At 66.9% G+C, this 19,499-nt stretch carries 10 protein-coding genes; 6 read left to right on the forward strand and 4 right to left on the reverse strand.

What is annotated here, in order from left to right:
• The first annotated feature begins 51 nt into the window (after nt 1-51).
• Nucleotides 52-4,638 (forward strand): glycoside hydrolase family 9 protein, encoded by a 4,587-nt coding sequence (locus ABXH26_RS02375; protein WP_353565429.1) that lies wholly within the window; start codon nt 52-54, stop codon nt 4,636-4,638.
• Here the strand turns inward: ABXH26_RS02375 and ABXH26_RS02380 are convergent.
• Complete coding sequence (locus tag ABXH26_RS02380) at nt 4,635-5,525, reverse strand: LysR family transcriptional regulator (protein ID WP_353565430.1); 891 nt, start codon at nt 5,523-5,525, stop codon at nt 4,635-4,637. The two genes, ABXH26_RS02375 and ABXH26_RS02380, sit on opposite strands and share 4 nt — an antisense overlap.
• A 165-nt stretch (nt 5,526-5,690) precedes the next feature.
• On the opposite strand from ABXH26_RS02380, the gene katG reads away from it, so the two are divergent.
• Entirely contained in the window at nt 5,691-7,868 is a 2,178-nt protein-coding gene (gene katG, locus ABXH26_RS02385) for a catalase/peroxidase HPI (RefSeq protein WP_353565431.1), read from the forward strand.
• A gap of 43 nt (nt 7,869-7,911) precedes the next feature.
• Here the strand turns inward: katG and ABXH26_RS02390 are convergent, their stop codons facing one another.
• Together ABXH26_RS02390 and ABXH26_RS02395 are read right to left on the reverse strand one after the other, a co-directional pair.
• A complete protein-coding gene (locus ABXH26_RS02390; RefSeq protein ID WP_353565432.1) occupies nt 7,912-8,535 on the reverse strand; it encodes a response regulator in 624 nt (207 codons plus the stop codon).
• Nucleotides 8,532-10,886, reverse strand: coding sequence for a sensor histidine kinase (locus tag ABXH26_RS02395; RefSeq protein WP_353565433.1), 2,355 nt, complete (start codon nt 10,884-10,886; stop codon nt 8,532-8,534). Before ABXH26_RS02395 ends, ABXH26_RS02390 begins: the two co-directional genes overlap by 4 nt.
• Nucleotides 10,887-10,999: 113 nt before the next feature.
• On the opposite strand from ABXH26_RS02395, the gene ABXH26_RS02400 reads away from it, so the two are divergent.
• The 4 genes from ABXH26_RS02400 to ABXH26_RS02415 all read left to right on the forward strand — a co-directional run bounded on the left by ABXH26_RS02400 (nt 11,000) and on the right by ABXH26_RS02415 (nt 17,959).
• A complete protein-coding gene (locus tag ABXH26_RS02400) occupies nt 11,000-13,231 on the forward strand; it encodes a hypothetical protein (protein WP_353565434.1) in 2,232 nt (743 codons plus the stop codon).
• Nucleotides 13,232-13,257: 26 nt separating this feature from the next.
• A complete protein-coding gene (locus ABXH26_RS02405; protein ID WP_353565435.1) occupies nt 13,258-13,848 on the forward strand; it encodes a diheme cytochrome c-553 in 591 nt (196 codons plus the stop codon).
• Between the two features lie 605 nt (nt 13,849-14,453).
• Nucleotides 14,454-15,509: a LacI family DNA-binding transcriptional regulator gene (locus tag ABXH26_RS02410; RefSeq protein WP_353565436.1), complete on the forward strand. Its 1,056-nt coding sequence runs from the start codon at nt 14,454-14,456 to the stop codon at nt 15,507-15,509.
• A gap of 95 nt (nt 15,510-15,604) precedes the next feature.
• Complete coding sequence (locus ABXH26_RS02415; protein ID WP_353565437.1) at nt 15,605-17,959, forward strand: M48 family metallopeptidase; 2,355 nt, start codon at nt 15,605-15,607, stop codon at nt 17,957-17,959.
• 7 nt (nt 17,960-17,966) lie between these two features.
• On the opposite strand, the gene ABXH26_RS02420 is transcribed toward ABXH26_RS02415, so the two are convergent.
• A complete protein-coding gene (locus tag ABXH26_RS02420; protein ID WP_353565438.1) occupies nt 17,967-19,439 on the reverse strand; it encodes an NAD(P)H-hydrate dehydratase in 1,473 nt (490 codons plus the stop codon).
• Between the last annotated feature and the right edge of the window lie 60 nt (nt 19,440-19,499).

A 19,499-nucleotide genomic window follows, 5' to 3' on the forward strand; every position in this document is an offset into this window, starting at 1 on the left:
TTGGCGGAACCAAGTTTGGAAACCTACGCGAAAAAGTCCGATGGATGACGCATGAAGTGCTTCCTCGTGAAATGGACTCGGGTCGCGTGCTGCCTGCTGCCGGTGCTGGCGGCGCGTGCCGATTTCGATGAAATCGAGGGCGTGGAGGGTCGGATGCCGACCGTCGGGGCCTCGGCGGCCCGCTTCGTGACGCCGGAGCTGATCGAGATTTCCCACATCAACTCGACCGATGGCAGCGGCGTGCCGACCGATTGGAATCTGGTGGAAAACGGCAGCTTCGTCGCGCCGCCGGCCGCCAGCTGCGAGGTCACGCTCGGTGGCAGCCCGCTGGCGCACACGATCGCCGGCTTCCGCCGCCGGCCGCTGTATGCGCCGCTGGCGGAGACCGACCTGCGGGTCGACAACCGGCTTTTCCTGACCCTCGCCCAGCCGGTCGCGGAGGGCACCGAGCTGGTGGTCACCACCGAGGACTGGGGCGGCAGCGGATCGACCGTGTTTCACGTGACTCTCGACCCGGACCGCCGCAGCGCGGCGATCCACGTGAACCACGAAGGCTACGCGACAAGCGGCCCGAAGCAGGCGATGGTCGGCTACTACCTCGGCAGCCTCGGCGAGCTGGAGGTGGCGGCGACGAGCTTCTCGGTGGTGTCCGAGGCCGATGGCAGCGTGGCTTTCACCGGGAGCCTCACGGTGCGGCCGGACGTCGGCTACACCTACCAGCCGGCACCCTATCAGGAGGTCATGCAGGCGGATTTCAGCGCGCTGGAAACGCCGGGAGTTTATCGGCTGAAAGTGGATGGCCTGGGCGTTTCGCTGCCTTTCCGGATCGATGACGACATGGTGCTCGGTTTCGCGCGGCACTACCTGCAGGGGCTCTACAACCAGCGCTGCGGCCATGCGGTTTCCCTGCCCTTCAGCCGCCACGTGCATGCCGCCTGCCACACGGCTCCGGCGGCGATCCCGACCGCGGACGCGGCCTTCGACGATACCTGGAGCTTCATTTCCGCGGCGAACTCCGATGCCAGCGGCCCGGCACCGCGTTTGGTGTCGGCGGCCACGCAGCTTTACCCGATTTTGCGCAGCGGGCCGATCGATGTCTCCGGCGGCCACCACGATGCCGGCGACTACAGCAAGTATACCATCAACTCCGCCCAGTTGATCCATCATCTCGCCTTCATCGCGGATGCGGCCCCGGCCACGGCGGCGCTCGACAATCTCGGAATTCCGGAGAGCGGCAACGGCAAGAGCGACCTGCTGGAGGAGGCGAAGATCGAGGCCGACTTCCTGGCCAAGATGCAGGACGACGACGGCGGCTTCTTCTTCCTCGTCTATCCTCAGCACCGGAAATACGAGGACGACGTGCTGCCCGACGAGGGCGACCCGCAGGTGGTGTGGCCGAAGAACACGGCAGCTACGGCAGCTGCCGTAGGTGCGCTGGCCGATCTGGGATCCTCGCCGGTGTTCCAGGCCCAGTTTCCGGCGGAAGCCGCGCTCTACCTGCAGAAGGCGCAGGCCGGCTGGAACTTCCTACTGGCGGCGATCGCCGAGCATGGCTTCGACGGCAGCTACCAGAAGCTCACCCACTACGGCGATGTCTTCGGCCATCGCGACGAACTGGCCTGGGCGGCGGCGGCGATGTTCGCGGCGACCGGCGATCCGGTCTGCCAGCAGAAGCTGATCGAGTGGTATGACCCCGCCTCGCCGACGACCCGACGCTGGTCGTGGTGGGCCTTGTTCGAGGGCTATGGCTGTGCCTCGCGGAGTTATGCTTTTGCCGCCCGCACGGGGAAACGCCAGCCCGCCGAGATGGACGCGGCCTGCCTGGCCGGCCACGAGCAGGTGTTGGCGGAAACGGGGGCCTGGCGGGCGACGCTGTCCGGCCAGGGCGCGTATGGCAGTTGCCTCGATCCGTTTTCGAAACAACAGAGCACCGCCGGGTGGTTGTTCTGCAGCGAGCGCGCCTTCGACATCACGGTGGCGCATCTGCTTTCGCCGACGCCCGCCTACCGCACCGCGGTGATTGGCAATGCCAACTACGAGTTCGGCTGCAACCCGATCGACGTCAGCTACGTGACCGGCACCGGCTGGCGGCGGCAGCGGGAGATCGTCCATCAGTATGCCCAGAACGACGACCGCATCCTGCCGCCGAGCGGGATCCCGCTGGGCAGCATCCAGAGCGGCTTCGCCTGGACCGCGCGCTATGGCTCGCAGCTCGGCGGGCTGACTTTCCCCGGCGATGGGCTGGCTCAGGGGAAATACCCGTTCTACGACCGCTGGGGCGATGCCTTCAACACGACGACGGAGTTCGTGGTGCCGCAGCAGGCGCGCAGCCTCGCCAGCCTCGCCGTGTGGGCCGCGGAGGCGCCCGGCGCGGACACGGCGTGGACGACGTTGCAGCCGCAGATCTCGCTGCCTGCCGACTACGTGCTGGTCGGTCAGCCGGTCACCGCGGAGGTCAGCTGCCCGGGAATCGATCTGAGCGATGCCCGCGTCACCTGGGAATGGGGCGGCGCGGATCCGTGGATCGGCGGCGCGCAGTGCACCTTCACGCCCGACCAGGTGGCACCGCGACGGCTGGAGGCCGAGGTCGTGCTGCCCGATGGCCGACGTCTCTCCGCCGCCCGCGCCTTCGGCGTGCGGTCCGTTTCCGGCGGTGACCCGCACGCGCCGGCCGCCGACACGGTGGCGCTCTACCATTTCGACGAGAGCTACGAGGATTCTAGTGGAAATGACTTCGATCTCACGGCGCAGGGAAAGGTCAGCCTGGCCGAGTTCGCCGCGGGCTGGATGAACGTTCCGGCCGGCAAGGCGGTGCGTTTCCACGGCATGGGCGATGCCCTGAGCGTGGCGATCCCGGGCGCGATGATCTCGGCCGATGGCGGGCCGAGCCCGCTGTCGCTGGAGGCGCGGATCTGCGTGCTGAACTACGATGCTTATGGTAACGGTTCCGAGCCGCTGATGGCTCTGGTTCGCTCGTGGAACTCGAAGTTCGGCGCGCTGCAGGACATCTGGGTGCAGCCGGCGCGGCCGTTCATCCAAACCGATGCCTTAGCCCTGGTCGGCGGCAGCCAGTGGCAGACGGGTTTCCGCGAGGGCGAGTGGCAGCACTTGAAGATCACCCGCGATGCCCAGGGCCACTACGAGTGCCTGCTGGATGGAGCCGTGATCGCCAGCGGTGACTCGACCGAGGGTCCCTTCGGCAGCGGCGGGACCTGGACGCTGACGCTGGGGAACTTCGACGGCTACCTTGACGAGGTCCGGATCACCGGCACGCCGGCGGTGGCTCCGCCGGAAGAACCCGGGGATCCGGAACCGGGTGACGGGGATGGCGACGGTGATGGAGGAGGCGCCTCCACGGGCGAAAACATCCGACCTTTCGCCCTGCCCTTCGAGACGGATTCGGACACCATCGCGCTCTATCACTTCGACGGGAACTACGATGACTCTAGTGGAAACGGCTTCCATCTCGCCGCGGCGGGTGGCGTGACGCGGGTGCCATCCTTCGATGAAAACGGCGGCAGCCAGGGCGAAGTCGCGCGGCTTTCGAATTTCGGTGACTCGCTTTCCGCCATGCTGCCCGATTCTCTGGTCGCGCCCGGCTCGGTCTCGCAGCCGTTGACGATGGAGATGTGGATTTTTCCCCGCGCCTACAAGGTGTGGGGGAACGGTACGAGCGGGAATTTCTCGCTGCGCCAGAACTGGGACAGCAGCCTGGCGATCACCGAGGATAAGTGGCTTCAGCCCGCGGTGCCGTCGGTGGTTTCGGGCGCGACCACGGTGCTGCCGCAGTCGTCATGGGAGTCCTACGTCGGCCTGAATGCCTGGCACCACCTGATGCTGACCCGCGACGAGGCGGGCGTGGTGAGTTTCGTGGTCGATGGCGAAACGGTGAGCTCGGTTGCTTGCCCGAACGCCTACGGTCGGGTGAACGACTGGCTTTTCCGGATCGCCGACATCGATGCCGACATCGACGAGGTCCGGATCAGCAGCGTGGTGCGTCAACCGCTGCCGCCGGACGCCTTCGAGGCGGATGCGAACACGATCGCGCTCTACCATTTCGATGGCAACCTGACCGACGCGGGCCCGCACGCGCTCGACCTGACGGCGGGCGGAAACGTGAGCTTCACCAGCGATGACCTGGCCTGGATGAACCGACCTTCCGGGCAGGCGGTGCGTTTTTCGAACATGGGCGACCAGCTGACGGTGACCATTCCCGACAGCCTCCTCGTGCCGGGCAATTCGTCGCCCGAGCTGACCGTTGAAGCGAGGATCCTGCCCCGCGCCTACAAGGCCTGGGGCATCGGGGTGGCGTCCATTTTCCGGCTCTATCAGAACTGGGACAGCTCCTTTGGCGTGATGCAGGACAAGTGGCTCACGCCCGACCGGCCGACGGTGATGGCGGGCAGCCACACGGTGTTTGCGAACGACGTCTGGGACAGCGCCGTGACGGCCGGCCAATGGCAGCACCTGAAGATCACGAACGACGCGCAGGGCGTGGTGAGCGTGTGGGTCGACGAGGTTCTCGTGGCCCAGCAGGCCGCGTCCTTTGCCTACGGCCGGACCAATGACTGGGTGCTCACGATCGGCAACATCGACGCCGACATCGACGAGGTCCGGATCAGCAACATCGTGCGCTAGGCCGGTCCGGCTCGCAGCGCGTCCATCAGCCTTACGGCGGCGGGCGAGAGCTTCGCGCCGCGGCGCTTGAGCAGGTTGATGCTGCGGTGGAGGCCGTCGCCGGCAAAAGGGCGGAACACGAGGTCGGGCCGGGCGTGGTCGCCAGCGGCGAGCTTGGGCACGATGGTCACGCCCATGCCGGCGGCGGTCATGGCCAGCGCGGTGCCGATCTGGTCGCACTGCAGGCCGGGGTTGGGATTGCGGATCCGGCAGAGTTTGAGCGCGCGATCGGCGAGGCAGTGGCCGCCGCTCAGGTGGATCAACTCGGCGGGATCGATCTCCGCGGGCTCGGGCGGGTTTTTCCGAAGGGCAAGCGGATGGCTGGCCGGCGCGGCGAGCAGCAGCGGCTCGCGGAACAGCTCGCGCAGGTTCAGCGACCACTTGCGGCGCTCCTCGGCGGTGACGTCGCTGAGGATCGCGAACTCGATCTCGCCGGCGACGGTCTTCGGCAGCAACGCGGGAGTGCGCGCCTCGTCGATGGCGATGGTGATTCCCGGATGCTCGCGGCGGAAGGGGGCCAGCAGCCGCGGCAGCAGGTAGGGAGCGACGGTCGGGATGATGCCGAAGGCCAGTCGCCCGGTCTCCAGCTCGCGGCGGCCTTGGAAGTCCTGTCGCAGTTGCTCGGCCTGCGCCAGCAGCGTGCGGGCGTGGGAAATCAACAACTCGCCCGCGGCGGTCGGCTCGACCCCGCGCGGCAGGCGTCGCAGGAGCGGCTCGCCGAGCTGCTCCTCCAGCGCCTGCATCTGCTGGCTGAGCGCCGGCTGCGACAGGTGGCAGCGCTTCGAGGCGGCGCTGAGCGAGCCTTCCTCGACCACGGAAACGAACGACCGGAGCTGGCGAAGATCCATCGCCAGCAGGGTGAGGTATAAGCCAGGCGAATAGCAAGCATCGGAAACATGCTCTCCTCAGATGGGAACGCGCTGCTCACGATGACCGGCCACAGGCTTGTCCGCCGAGGGTGGCGGATGTTTCCATGCCAGTCCTCATTTTCATCCGAAATACACCGAACCTCCATGAATCCATCCGATCCCAGCACCGCGGGCAAATGCCCCTTCATGCACGGCGGCCACACCTCGGCCGGCAAGTCCAGCCGCCACTGGTGGCCGAACGCGCTCGACTTCGACATCCTGCACCAGCACGACGTGAAGACGAACCCGATGGATCCGTCCTTCAACTACCGCGAGGCGGTGAAGACGCTCGATTTCGACGCGCTGAAAAAGGACCTGCACGCGCTGATGACCGACAGCCAGGAGTGGTGGCCGGCCGATTGGGGCCACTACGGCGGCCTGATGATCCGCATGGCGTGGCACTCCGCCGGGTCCTACCGCGTGGCCGATGGCCGCGGCGGCGCGGGCACCGGCAACCAGCGCTTTTCCCCGCTCAACTCGTGGCCGGACAACGTGAACCTCGACAAGGCGCGGCGGCTGCTGTGGCCGATCAAAAAGAAGTACGGCAACAAGCTGAGTTGGGCCGACCTGATCGTCCTCGCCGGCACGATCGCCTACGAGTCGATGGGCCTGAAGACCTACGGTTTCGCCTTCGGCCGCGAGGACATCTGGCATCCGGAAAACGACACCTACTGGGGCGACGAGAAGGAGTGGCTGGCGCCGAGCGACGGCCGCTACGGCGACGTCAATGAGCCCGGCACGATGGAGAACCCGCTGGCCGCGGTGCAGATGGGCCTGATCTACGTCAATCCGGAAGGCGTGAACGGCAACCCCGACCCGCTCAAGACGGCCGCGCAGATCCGCGAGACCTTCGCCCGGATGGCGATGAATGACGAGGAGACGGTCGCGCTCACGGCCGGCGGACACACCGTCGGCAAGTGCCACGGCAACGGCCGCGCGGAGAACCTGGGGCCTGATCCGGAAGCCGCCGAGCTGGAGGACCAGGGCATGGGCTGGATCAACAAGAAGGGCCGTGGGATCGGCCGCGACACGGTGACCAGCGGCATCGAAGGCGCGTGGACGACGAACCCGACGAAGTGGGACAACGGCTACTTCGAGATGCTCTACGGTCACGAGTGGGAGCTGAAGAAAAGCCCCGCCGGCGCGTGGCAGTGGGAGCCGAAGGAGATCGCGGAGGAGGACAAGCCGGTCGACGTCGAAGACCCGTCGATCCGCTACAACCCGATCATGACCGATGCCGACATGGCGATGCGCGAGGACCCGGTCTATCGCGCGATCGGCGAGAAGTTCCGCAAGGACCAGGCCTACTTTTCGGAAACCTTCGCCCGCGCGTGGTTCAAGCTGATCCATCGCGACCTCGGGCCGAAGTGCCGCTACATCGGACCGGACGTGCCGGATGAGGATCTGCTGTGGCAGGATCCGGTGCCGGCCGGACCGACCGACTATGACGTCGCCGCGGTGAAGGGAAAGATCGCCGCGAGCGGGCTGAGCATCGCCGAAATGGTGGCGACGGCCTGGGACAGCGCGCGCACCTACCGCCGCTCCGACACGCGTGGCGGCGCGAATGGCGCGCGCATCCGCCTGGCCCCGCAGAAGGATTGGCCGGGCAACGAGCCCGAGCGCCTGGCCAAGGTGTTGGGCGTGCTGGAGCCGATCGCCAAGGAAACCGGCGCGAGCGTGGCGGACGTGATCGTGCTGGCCGGCAATGTCGGCGTCGAGCAAGCCGCCCAGGCGGCCGGCTACAAGGTGGAAGTTCCGTTTTCCCCGGGCCGCGGCGATGCGACCGATGAAATGACCGACGCCGAGGCCTTCGACGTGCTCGAGCCGGTCCACGATGGTTACCGTAATTGGATCAAGGGCGAGTACTCGGTCAGCCCCGAGGAGATGCTCCTCGACCGCTCGCAGCTGATGGACCTGACCGCCCATCAGATGGCCGTGATGATCGGCGGCATGCGCGTGATGGGCACCAACCACGGCGGCTCGAAGCACGGCGTGTTCACGAACCGCGAGGGCGCGCTGACGACCGACTTCTTCGTCAACCTCACCGACATGCGCTACAACTGGGTTCCCACCGGCAAGAACAGCTACGAGGTGCAGGACCGCAGGACCGGCGAGGTGAAGTGGACGGCGACCCGCGTCGACCTCGTCTTCGGCTCGAACTCGATCCTGCGGGCCTACGCCGAGCTGTATGCGCAGGACGACAACGAGCGACGCTTCGTCGACGTGTTCGTGGAAACCTGGGCCAAGGTCATGAACGCGGATCGTTTCGATCTGGTCCCCTGATTCCTTCTGGAAAGCGCGTCGTCCACCCGGGCGGCGCGCTTTTTCAGGCTTTGCCGAGGGCTTCGACCGCCGACAGGCAGGCGGCCGTGCGGGTCTCGACCTGCAGCGAGTCGAAGATCTCGAGCACGTGCTTTTTCACCGTGCTCTCGCTGATGCCGAGGATGGTGGCGATGTCGCCGTTGGTCTTGCCCTGCGCCACCCACAGCAGGGTTTCGGCCACGCGCGGAGTCAGGCCGAAAGCCCGCTGCAGCGGTTCCGCGGAGGAAAAGTCGGGATCGAAGCGTGCGGCCGACTCGCCGGCCCGCTTCAGGCGCGAGCTGATGGCTTCGAGCAGGTCGCGCTTGGCGACGGGCTTGGTCAGGTAGTCGTCGGCGCCGAGATTCATGCCGGAGCGGATGTCCGGCTTTTCGCCCCTGGCGGTGAGGAAAATGAAGGGCGTGGCCCGCGTCGCGGCCTCGCTCCGCAGCTCGCGCAGCACACCGTAGCCGTCCAGCTCGGGCATCATCACGTCGCAGAGGATGAGGTCCGGCTTTTCGCGCAGCGCGGCCTCCACGCCCTCGCGTCCGTTCGCCGCCACCAGCGGGGTGAACTTTTCCAGCCGCAGGATGGTGGCGAGGTTGCGACGCATCTCGGGCTCGTCTTCGATGATCAGGATCGTCTTGTTCATGACTTGGAAGGGGGCAGGGGAATGGTGACGGTGAAGGTGGTGCCGCCGCCCTCGCGGGTGTCGATCGCGAGCGTGCCGGCGTGCAGCTCGACGCTTTGTTTCACGATCACCAGCCCGAGGCCGGTGCCGGGCGCGGGGCCGACGTTCGACCCGCGGCGGAAGGCCTCGAACAGCACCGGCAGGTCGGCGGTGGGAATGCCGATGCCGCGGTCGCGCACCGTGAGGACGAGATCGTCGCCTTGGGCCGCGGCCCGGAAGCTCACCGTCTCGCCCGGCGGCGAGTATTTCACGGCGTTGCTCAGCAGGTTCAGCAGGATGTGGCGCAGCAGCCGTTCGTCGGCCGATGCCTCCGACGGCAGGCCGGCGGTGGAGAACTCGATCGGGCAGCGCCCCTCGGTGGTGGACAGGACTTCATCGACCAGCCGCCGGCACAGCGCGGCGGGGTCGAGCGGTCGCGGGACGAATTCCATGCGGCCGGAATCGAGGCGGCCGAGCAGCAGCACGTCCTCCATCAGCCCGGCCATGCGGCGCGAGTTCTTGGTGATGGAAACGAGCTGCTCGCGGCGTTCGGCGGGGTCGAGTTGGTCGAGGTAATCGTTGAGGATTTCCGCGGACGACTGGATGATGCCCAGCGGCGTCCGGAACTCATGGGAGACCATGGAAACGAAGTTGCTCTTCAGCTGGTTCAGCTCCCGCTCGTGCTCCAGAGCCCGCTTCATTTCCTCCTCGGCCTGCTTGCGTTTCGAGATGTCGGTCACCACCGCCTGCATCAGGTTGCGGTCGCCGTTGGGAATGCGGCTCAGAACGACGTCGAGCGAGATGACCTGGCCGTTGGAGTGCAGGTGGGACCACTCGAAGCGCGCCGTGCCGTCGGCGAGGCAGCGGTCGATTTCCCGCCTGGCCACGATGTCGGAACGCTCGCCGCCGGGCTGGAATTCGGGCGCGAATTCGGCCGGGTGGCGGCCCTTGAAGTCTTCCGGGGCCAGCCCGAAGAGCGCGGCGGCCGCCGGGTTCACCTCGGAAAAGTTGGCGTTTTCATCATGCAGCATGACGCCCTGCCGCGATTCCTCGAACAGGTTGCGGAACATTTTTTCGGACTCCCGCAGGGCCTGCTCGACGGTCTTCAGCTGGGTGATGTCCTGGGTGATGCCCCACAGTTCGTAGTCGCCGTTGGCGCGGGGGATGTTCATGCCGCTGATCATGATCGGCACCCGGTGGCCATCGCGGTGGAAATACTCCTTCTCCACCGGTCCGAAGCTGCCCTCGCGGCGGACGGTCTCGAGGATCTTCATCTCCTCGTCCGCATACTCGCGGGGCGTGATGTCCCAGTACGAGAGGTTTAGTATTTCCTCCGGCTCGTAGCCGATGGTGCGGGCGAACGACGAATTCACCTGCAGGAATCGACCGTCCCAGTCGACGCGGGACATCCCGACCGGCGACTGCTCGAACAGCGCCTTGAAGCGCTCCTCGGAATCGCGCAGCTCCTGCGTGCGCTCGGCGATGCGCGACTCGAGCGACTGGTTCAGCTCCTGGATCTCCAGCTCCGCCCTCTTGCGCGCGGTGTCGTCCTCGTGGACGCACACCACCTCGATGAGCTCGAGCGTGTCCGCATCGACCACGGGAAACATCGTCGAGCCGATCCAGCGCACGCTTTTCGCCGGCCGGTCCTCGCCGATGCGCATCTCGAAGGGGATCGAGGAAATGCTGACCACCTCGCCGGAAAAGGCGCGCTCGATCGCCGGTGCCAGCCCGGCCTTGGCGAGCTGCGGATCGGTGCGGATGTTGAATTCGGGCAGGTCCGGCAGCACGTCGGCGAAGAGCTTGCGGTAGGCGGCGTTGACCCGCCGGCTGGTGCCGTCCGGCGCGAAGATCTGGATGCTGATCGGCGCCTGCTCGAAGAGCCGGCTCCAGCGCGACTCGGACACGCGCAGGTCGTCCTCGATGCGCTTGCTGCGCTCGATGTTGCGCGTCGCGGTGAGGATCAGCGTGCGGCCGCCGACGGGCAGGGCGGTGGCCACCACGTCGACGCGCGTCACGCGGCCGTCGAGGCGTTTCATCAACCACTCGAACCGGTGGCTGCCGTGCCGCAGGGTGAGTTCGGTGGCTTCGCGGACGACCTCGGCGGAAAGGCGTCCGTCGGGCTGCCGCGCGGGTGCCAGGTCGGCAGGGGACAGCTGGAGGAAATGCTCCGGATCCTCCGCACCGACCGCGCGCGCCGAGGCCAGGTTGCTTTTAAGAAAGCGGCCGCTGGCGGGATCGAGCAGCGTCATGGCCTCGGCGCTGCGTTCGAACAGCAATCGGAGACCCTCCCCGAGTTCGAGGAGCGGATCCGGATCGGCGGGCGGATGCATGCCGTCTTATGCCCGAAAAGCCCGGTGCTTGGGAAGAGGCGGGAGATGGTCCTTTCGACCCATTTACGGAAGCGGCCGCAGCAGGCATGGCTCTGCGCCCATCATTTCCCGCCATGAATCCATTTCGACTTCTGCTGCTTCTTCTGCTGCTCGCCACCGCGCCCCTGCCGGCGGCTTCCGGGCCGGACTGCCGGCTCGATTCACTCGGTCGTTTTGCGGTCACCGCCGAGGTCCCGGCGGGGCAGCGCCATGCGATTCTTGAGCTGTCGTCCGACCTTTCCGGCGCGCCGTGGCGCAAAATGCTGGCCTGCGCCACCGATGGTACGGCCGCGCGGGTGACCTTCCGTCTGCCGGTCGCGGGCGTCCGAGGCTTTGCCCGCGTGGTGACCGGCCCGGAGGCCCAGCCGCCGCCGGTCGAGCTGGACGATCCCGACCTGGTCACCACGGCCTACGGAGATCCGGTTCCGGAAGCGGTGAAGATCCAGTTCCTCACCGCCGCGGGCGGAAAGATGCGGGAGTGGAAATCGCTGCCGTGGGAGGAATACCTCGCGCACCTCATTGCCTGGGCCAAGGCCTCGCCCGAGGTGGCCGAGGCGGAGATCTCGGGGGTGGCCGGGAATGTGAGCATCCATTTCACCGATGGCGACATCTGCGTGCTGCTCAACCGGCCCCGCAGCTCCGCGGATGCCGGCCTGCCGCAGCCGCCGGCGACCGGAGTTTCGCTCGTCGCCGGCCGCGGCACGAAGTCGATCGCCATCGGCAGCCTGCCCGGCAGCAACCGCGCCGTCACCGCGTTCTCGCTGGAGTCGAAGTTTCCCAACTCCGCTCCGACGATCGGCGGCTGGCTCTCGAGCCGCGGTTACGAGGTGGCGAACTTCGGCACCACCAGCGTCCAGCAGGTGATCGGCTGGGCGCCGCGCGGCAATCCGCTCGGAGCCTTGTTCTGGCACGCCCACGGCTGCTCCTACAAAAAGGCCGACGGCACCGAAGGCATCGGCATCATCACCCGCGAATCGACCGGCGTGACCCATCCGGTCTACGGCGAGATGCGGGAAAACGGCGAGCTGATGCTGGCCATCGACGAAGGCGACCCGCTGCCGGTCTACGGCATCACCAGCAAGTTTATTCGCCAGCGCATGCACTTCGCGCCGCATTCGGTGGTGGTGCTCGATGCCTGCTGCGGCGCGCATCCGGACCTGGGAAACGCCTTCATCGCCGCCGGGGCCGGCACTTTCGTGAGCTGGGACTGGCTTTCCGGAGACATGAGCGGAACGCCCTGCCTGAAGATTTTCGACCGGCTGCTCGGCACGAATTCGGAGCCGCCGATCTCGGTGCCCGCCGAGCGCTCGTTCGCCATCGGCACGGTGCAGGCGTGGATGACCCTCAACCACTACGACGAAGACCCGAGCCCCCACTACAAGGACCAGACGCGCTCCAACGCCAAACTGGTCTGGTATCACCATCCCAGCCAGCCGGCGAACATCCTGCTGCCATCCGTGATGCGGGTCCTCGCCGAGGCCGGTGACGACGCCGAACCGTTCAGCAAATACCTCATCGAGGGCGACTTCGGCCCCGATCCCGGCAGCTCGAAGCGCAGTGTCCTGTGGGGCGGGCAGGACATGAACGTGCTCCGCTGGGACCCGCTCGACGGCATCACCATCCGCGTGCCGGCCCATCCACCCCGTGGCGACATCCAGGTCGTCCTTTCCAAGGACTACTACAGCTACAGTAACAAGGTCCCGATGACCGAGTGGCAGGTGCCGTTCACCTACGAGGTTGTCGGCCAGGGTTCCCTCGGGGCGCGGATGGACCTCAATGTCCGGTTCCGTGGCGACATCCACGGTTCCCGCGGGATGCCGGAAATGGAGCCCCAGTATCTGCCGGTGGTGTTCACGAACATGGCCGACTGCACCGGCAGCATCACCGCCGGCGGCACCTGGCATGTCAGCCAGGGGAACTCGCTCTCGTGGTCGGGCGGATCCACGCTGACCTCCCGCGACTGGAATGCGGGCGGCACGGGCGTGCTCGACCAGTCGGTGATGAGCAACGGCGTGTTGCTGGTGAAGGCGGGGACCGCGCCCTTGTTCAGCTTGCAGGCGTCCGGCCGTTTCACGGAAACGGAGCGCTGGATCGATGATAACGGCGGCGTCCACGAGCAGGTCCGCGAGTCCGTGCTCGGTCTCGACTCGGTGCCCTTCCTATTAAGCCAGCCTCTCTCTTTCAACCCCGCCACCGGACGCCTTGCCAGCGGCAACCGGTCGATCTGGGGAGATACCGAAACGGCGGTGCTTTCCTGGCCCGCCGTCACGCCCGCTCCCATGCCCACCGACGCCACTCCGAGATGAGTCGGCGCCTCTCTTTTCCTCTACCGATGAAAACCATAAAATACAGCATCATTCCGATCCTCTCCGCCATCGCGCTGGGAGTCCTCGGCTGGGTTCTCGTGAAGAGCCAGTCCGCCACCCGCCCGTCCGAAGTCGCCCACCATGAAGCCGTGCTCCAGCATGGCGAATACCTCATCAAGCTCGGCGGCTGCGCCGACTGCCACACGCCCAAGGTCATGACCGACCTCGGTCCGGCGGATGATCCGAACCGGCGATTCGCCGGCCACCCGGCGGATCTCGTGCTGCCGCCTCCGAGCCTCGATCCGGCCAATCCGTGGGGCGCCGCGACCGCCGGCATGACCGCCTGGACCGGCCCATGGGGCGTCACCTTCTCCGCCAACCTGACACCCGACCGGGAAACCGGCATTGGAGCATGGACCCAGGAGGACTTCATCCGGACGTTCCGCACCGGCAAGCACAAGGGCAGCGGGCGGGCCATCCTGCCGCCGATGCCTTGGCAGCCCCTCGCCGATGCCAAGGAAGAGGACTTGGAAGCGATGTATCACTATCTCATGAGTGTGCCCGCGGTGAAAAACCAAGTGCCGGCACCTCTTCCGCCGGCCACCGCCGCCCGATGAAGGTCGGCATGCGTTTCAGGAAATGGTCATAATTCCGGCTATCTGAAAAGTCAGGTGGCACTCTTCGATTGATGAGTTACAGATGCATGGCGGGATCACGTCCTGCATTCATTGTGCAAGCTGCGAACCCGTCCGGTTCATGCAGGGAGTCCGCTGGGGGGTGGGCTTTCAGCAGCGATCGGTTTTTCCGGTCCACCGGATGGTGACGCGCGGGGCGCATGGTTTCCGGGGGGGGACCGTGCGCCCCTTCCTTTTTCCCGGTGAGAAACCCGGTCGGCCGGGGGTTTCACCGGATACCCATATCCTTGCGGGAGGCCTCGACCATCGTGCTGGCAGTGGAGCACGGCATCCTCCCATCGAATTGCTTCAGCTCGGACACCGCTTGCTTGCCGGTCCATTGGCGGGCGGTCATCGCGCGAGGTCCCGCCACGAACAGGCAGGTCGGCGGCGGCCGGCAGCATTCAGGTCGGCAGGAAATCGCTCAGGCGGAATTGCGCCGCAAGAACCGATTCATATGAAGGGCACCTTGCCTTACGGGAGGAAAACCGCGGCTTTTTCGTAAGTTTTTCTTTCCGCCCCCCGCCACCGCCCGCGAGTTTTTTCCCATGAATTCGGAAGCATCTAATGGCAAGCGGGTCACGAGGCGCGTGCGCCTCAAGGATGTGGCGGAAAAAGCCGGCGTGGCCGTGAACACCGCCTCCACCATCCTGAATCGCCGGCCGAATTCGTGGGCCTCGAAGGCCACCGTCGAGCGCGTGTTCGCCGCCGCCAAGGAACTCGGCTACCGCCCCAACCGCGCCGCCGTCGCTCTCCAGTCCGGCCGTTTCAACACCATCGGTCTGCTCATCGCCGACCTCAAGAATCCGTATTTCACCCACATCGCCGCCGTTCTCGGGGTTGAGTTCGAACGCCGCGGCTACGACCTCGTGATCGAGAGCTGGCGCAATGATACGGAGCGCGAGAAGAAGCTGCTGCGCGATTTCGTGGACCGCAATGTCGATGGGCTGCTGTGTTTCCTGAGCGACATCGATGCGCATCAGGAGTTCCTCCAGCGGCAGACTGCCAGCGGGCTGCCGATCGTCGCCCTAGCGATGGCCGGCACCGAGAGCACGCCGGTCGACAAGGTCATGGCCGACTTCGGGACCGGCATGCGGCAGGCCGCGGAAAAGCTCCATTCGCAGGGTCATCGCAAGTTCGCTTTCCTGGCCGCCCGCCTGAAGGGCCACCGCGTCGGCCGCCGGCCGGCGCTGTTCGAACAGATCGTGGGCGAGCTGGAGGGTGCGCAGTTCCGGATGGTCGAGTGCGGCACCGATATTGCCGAGGCCCGCGCCGCCGCCGCCGGGGTGTTCGCCAGCGCCGACCGGCCGACCGCCTTCGTCGCCCTCAACGACCTCACCGCCATCGGCATCATCCGTGCCGCGGCGGATGCCGGCCTGCGCGTGCCCGAGGACGTGTCGGTGGTCGGCATCGACGGCATCCCGCTGTCCGAATTTCTCACCGTTTCGCTATCGACCGTCGAGCAGCAGCACGCCGCGATGCTGAACAAAGCCGTCGATTTTCTGATCGAGCGCCTCGAAGGCGAGGACTGCCCGCCGCGGCAGGAGCTGTTCGAGACCCGCTTCGTCAATCGCGAAAGCTCGGGACCCGCGTCGGGAAAGTGAGCCATCCCGCAGCGCCGCGGGTCACGCGCCCGGCATGACAGGTGCGGCCGCAGAAAGGTCCTGCCTTCCGCGATACGGTCGGTTAGAGCTGAGCCATGGAAACCACGATGGGTGCCGATGACTTCCACCCGCCGCTGCCGACCGAGGTGCCGGAAGGCCTTACAAGGCCGACTTCGAAATATCGCTTCCACGCCTGGCTGGCCATGGCCGGTCTGCTGGCCTTTGCCGGGATCTATCTGGCTCTGATCGCCTGGTTCGCCCACTCCGCCTGGCGGGAGGGAGTTCGGATGGTGAACCAAGGTTCGCTGGGCGATGGCATCGCGGCCTTCTGCTCGGCGGTGGTGGCGGTGTTCCTGGCGAAGGGGCTTTTTTTCCGCAAAAAGGCAGCCGGCGGTGGTGGCGGCTACGAGATCACCGCGGAGCAGGAGCCGAAACTGTTCGAGTTCATCCACCGCGTGGCCGACGAGAGCCGCGCCCCGCGACCGCACAAGGTCTATCTCTCCGCCGCGGTCAACGCCTGCGTGTTTTATGATATCTCGCTGGTGAACTTCCTTTTTCCCACGAGGAAGAACCTCGACATCGGGCTCGGCCTGGTGAACGTCCTCACTCTCAGCGAATTCAAGGCCGTGCTGGCCCACGAGTTCGGTCACTTCGCCCAGCGCAGCATGGCGGTCGGGCGCTGGGTCTACACCGCCCAGCAGGTCGCCAACCAGCTCATCTATCACCGGGACGCGCTCGACAAGATGCTCAATGTCATCTCGGGCATCGACCTGCGCATCGCCTGGATCGGCTGGCTGCTGCGGCTCGTGGTATGGGCGCTGCGGGCGGTGCTCCAGTCGTTGCTTCATCTCGTGATGCTGGCCGAGCGCGCGCTATCGCGCGAAATGGAGTTCCAGGCCGACCTGGTCGCGGTTTCCACCACTGGCAGCGACGCCCTGATCCACGGCCTGTTCCGTCTGCCGGCGGCCGACCAGGCCTGGGAGGAGGCCAAGGAACTGGTGGGCAAGCGGCTCGCTGCCGGCCGCAAGCCGGGCGACCTGTTCGCCATCCAGACCCGCGTTCTGGAGCAAAAACGTCGCGTGCTCGACGATCCCGACTTCGGCCAGGTGCCGCCGCTGCCGGCCACCGACCGCGCCGGCCACCGCCTTTTCAACGCCGATATCGCCCAGCCGCCGCAGATGTGGTCGACCCATCCGCAGAGCCACCTGCGGGAAGCCAATGCGAAGCGGATCTACGTTCCCGCCGAACTCGACGAGCGCAGCGCCTGGCGGTGCTTCGTGGATCCGGAAGGACTGCGGAAGAAGTTCACCTGTTATCTTTTCGAGGAACTCAAACAGGAGGAGGAGCCGGTCGAGGCGACCCTGGAGGCGGTCGACCTCGAGTATGGAAAGGAGTTTCTCCAGCCGAGATACCGCGGACTCTACCTCGGTCGCTCGCTGTGCGACCACGCGGCCGTGGTGGCCGATCTTCATGGCTCCGAAGACGAGCGGATCTCCGGCGAACTCTATCCCGCCTCGCTGGTGGAGCATCTCGAGAAGATGCGTCATCTCGAAAAGGAAAAATCCATGCTCGAGGCGTTGCGCGACCGCCGGCTTGAGTCACCCGATGGCGTCATCCGTTTCCGCGGCGAGGTCATCAGGCGCTCCGGCCTGCGTGCCGCGATCCGCACCTCCGCGGCGGACCATGCACTCCAGCACGAGGAGCTGGTCCGCCTGGACCGGCGGATCCGCCATCACCACCTGGCCCTTGCTCGCGATCTGCCGGGGTCCTGGGAGGACTATCTCAAAGGCCTGCTGGCGGTGCTCCACTACGCTGATCACAGCCTGCGCAACCTGCTCGATGCCAACTGCAAGCTCGGCAACACCTTCGCCGTGGTCACCGCCGATGGCAACGTGAGCGGCTCCGAGATGAACCGCCTGCTCGCCGATGCCGGCGACCTCTACCACACCTTGGCGGACATCTTCCGTCAACGTCCCCAGGTCGTGCCCGATCGTCGCGTGCTCGACCGCCTCGGCGAGGAGAGCTGGCGGAAATGCTTCGCCGACGAGCAATTCAAGTTTCTCGCTCCCTCCAGCCACAACCTTGGCGACTGGCTGGGCGCGGTGGGCGGCTGGGTTTCCGCCGCCGCGCAGCCCCTGCAGCGGCTCTACGACGCGGCCCTCGAGCAGCTCCTCGTCACCGAAGCTCTGGTTTCCGAGGCCGCGGAAAACGGCGGCAACCCCGGTGCGACGCCCGCTCCCAGCTCGGTCCCGCCCGAGTACCGCGTCCTCGTCCGTGGCACGGAGCGCAGCCTGCAAACCAAGCTCAACCTGTGGGACCGCTTTCAGACCGCCTCCGGCTTCCTGCCCGCTATGGCGAGACTAGGCGTCGCCGGCGGGATCGTCGCCGGGGCGGTCTTCATCACCCTGCCCGAGGCGTGGCAGAAGGCGGTGATGGGGTGGTTCCAGTGAGGCTGCCTCAGCGCCGTCGCTCGTGCCAATCGCGGAAGGCTCCTCCGAGATGGGCCAGCGTGTCACCCGCGGTGCAGGATTCCTGGCTCTGGCCGCCGTGGGTGACCGCCCGCTCGGCGGCTCGGCCACAGAGCCAGGCGCCGAGCATGGCGGCATCGGTCAGGGAAATGCCGGATGCCGCGAGGGCTCCGCAAACGCCGGCGAGAACGTCGCCCTGGCCGCCGGTGGCCATGCCGGCGTGGCCGGTGGGGTTGATCCGGAGGTCGCCGCCGGGGCCGCAAACGACGGTGCGGGCGCCTTTCAGCAACAAGGTGCAGGGGTGCCGGTCGGTGAAACGGCGGGCGGCTTCGAGGCGGGGAAGCTTCGCCAGATCGGGCGCGAGGCGGGCGAACTCGCCGGGGTGGGGGGTGATGAGATGGTGCCCGGCCAGAAGGGCGGTGGCGCTCTCCGCGGCAAGGAGGTTGAGCGCGTCGGCATCGAGCACGAGCGGCGTGGCGGGATCCGCGAAACGATCGAGCAGCGATTTCCGCTGCGGCGGGGTCAGCCCGCCAAGGCCGGGGCCGATCACCCGGGCGTCGGCACGCTCGTCGAAGGCCGCCTCGATCCGCGAACCGACGCGGCGGGTCATGATTTCCGGGCGCGGCGCGGCGCGGTTGTCGGGATCGAGGAAAAGCGTGACCAGCCCCGCCCCTCCGCGCAGGGCACCGGTGGCGCTGAGCACGGCGGCACCGCTCATGTTCGTGGATCCGGCGAGGACGGCGACGCGGCCGGCATCGCCCTTGTGGAAAGAATGGGCGCGGGGCGGGAGAAGATCGGGAAAGGCCTCGGGAAAGGCCCAGCGGGGAGCCCGGCCGGCGGGCGGCGGAAGCTCCTCGAGCGGAGCAAGGAAAAGCTGGCCGATGCGGTCGGCCGCGGCATCGGCGTGGAGGCCTTTTTTCGGCACGCCCACGGTCACCGTGAGGTCGGCTGTCACGCCGCCTTGGCCACTGGTCCCCTCGTCGGTGTGAAGCCCGGAGGGCAGGTCGATGGCGACCACCCAGGCCCCGCGATGCCGGCGCAGCTCGCCCATTTCGCGGGCCATGCCGAGCAGGGGTTCGCGCAGGTCGCCCTTGGCACCGATGCCGAGCAGTCCGTCGAGGAGGAGCAGCGGACCCGGACCGGAGGGGATTTCAGCCTCCGGATTCAGTCCCGCCCGGCGGGCGCGTTGGCGGGTGAGCACGCTCCACTCGATCATCGGGTGGCAGGAGCGCAGGGAGACCCGCCAGCCGTGGCGGCGGAGAATCTCCAGCACCGCCACCGCGTCGCCCGCGTTGTTGCCTTTTCCCATGAAGGCGACGGCCCGGCCCGGAGCGGGGAAGTAGTCGAGCAGTCGCCGGGCGATGCCCCACGCGGCCCGGTCCATCAGTTCGCCGGGATCCACTCCCGACGAAAAAGCGGACGCTTCGAGCGTCCGCATTTCATTCGCCGTAACCCATGCCATGAAGCGAAGCTAGCAGGTGGCGGGTGGCCCGGCAGCAAGGATTTCACCGGCTGCCGGTGG

The organism is Haloferula sargassicola (genome assembly GCF_040362925.1).
In the GTDB taxonomy this organism is placed as follows: Bacteria; Verrucomicrobiota; Verrucomicrobiia; order Verrucomicrobiales; family Akkermansiaceae; genus Haloferula; species Haloferula sargassicola.

What these genes read in the sequence shown, in the direction of transcription:
- ABXH26_RS02375 (WP_353565429.1), top strand. Translation starts at nt 52, where the DNA reads ATGAAGTGCTTCCTCGTGAAATGGACTCGGGTCGCGTGCTGCCTGCTG.
- ABXH26_RS02380 (WP_353565430.1), bottom strand. Translation starts at nt 5,525, where the DNA reads ATGGATCTTCGCCAGCTCCGGTCGTTCGTTTCCGTGGTCGAGGAAGGC.
- katG (WP_353565431.1), top strand. Translation starts at nt 5,691, where the DNA reads ATGAATCCATCCGATCCCAGCACCGCGGGCAAATGCCCCTTCATGCAC.
- ABXH26_RS02390 (WP_353565432.1), bottom strand. Translation starts at nt 8,535, where the DNA reads ATGAACAAGACGATCCTGATCATCGAAGACGAGCCCGAGATGCGTCGC.
- ABXH26_RS02395 (WP_353565433.1), bottom strand. Translation starts at nt 10,886, where the DNA reads ATGCATCCGCCCGCCGATCCGGATCCGCTCCTCGAACTCGGGGAGGGT.
- ABXH26_RS02400 (WP_353565434.1), top strand. Translation starts at nt 11,000, where the DNA reads ATGAATCCATTTCGACTTCTGCTGCTTCTTCTGCTGCTCGCCACCGCG.
- ABXH26_RS02405 (WP_353565435.1), top strand. Translation starts at nt 13,258, where the DNA reads ATGAAAACCATAAAATACAGCATCATTCCGATCCTCTCCGCCATCGCG.
- ABXH26_RS02410 (WP_353565436.1), top strand. Translation starts at nt 14,454, where the DNA reads ATGAATTCGGAAGCATCTAATGGCAAGCGGGTCACGAGGCGCGTGCGC.
- ABXH26_RS02415 (WP_353565437.1), top strand. Translation starts at nt 15,605, where the DNA reads ATGGAAACCACGATGGGTGCCGATGACTTCCACCCGCCGCTGCCGACC.
- ABXH26_RS02420 (WP_353565438.1), bottom strand. Translation starts at nt 19,439, where the DNA reads ATGGCATGGGTTACGGCGAATGAAATGCGGACGCTCGAAGCGTCCGCT.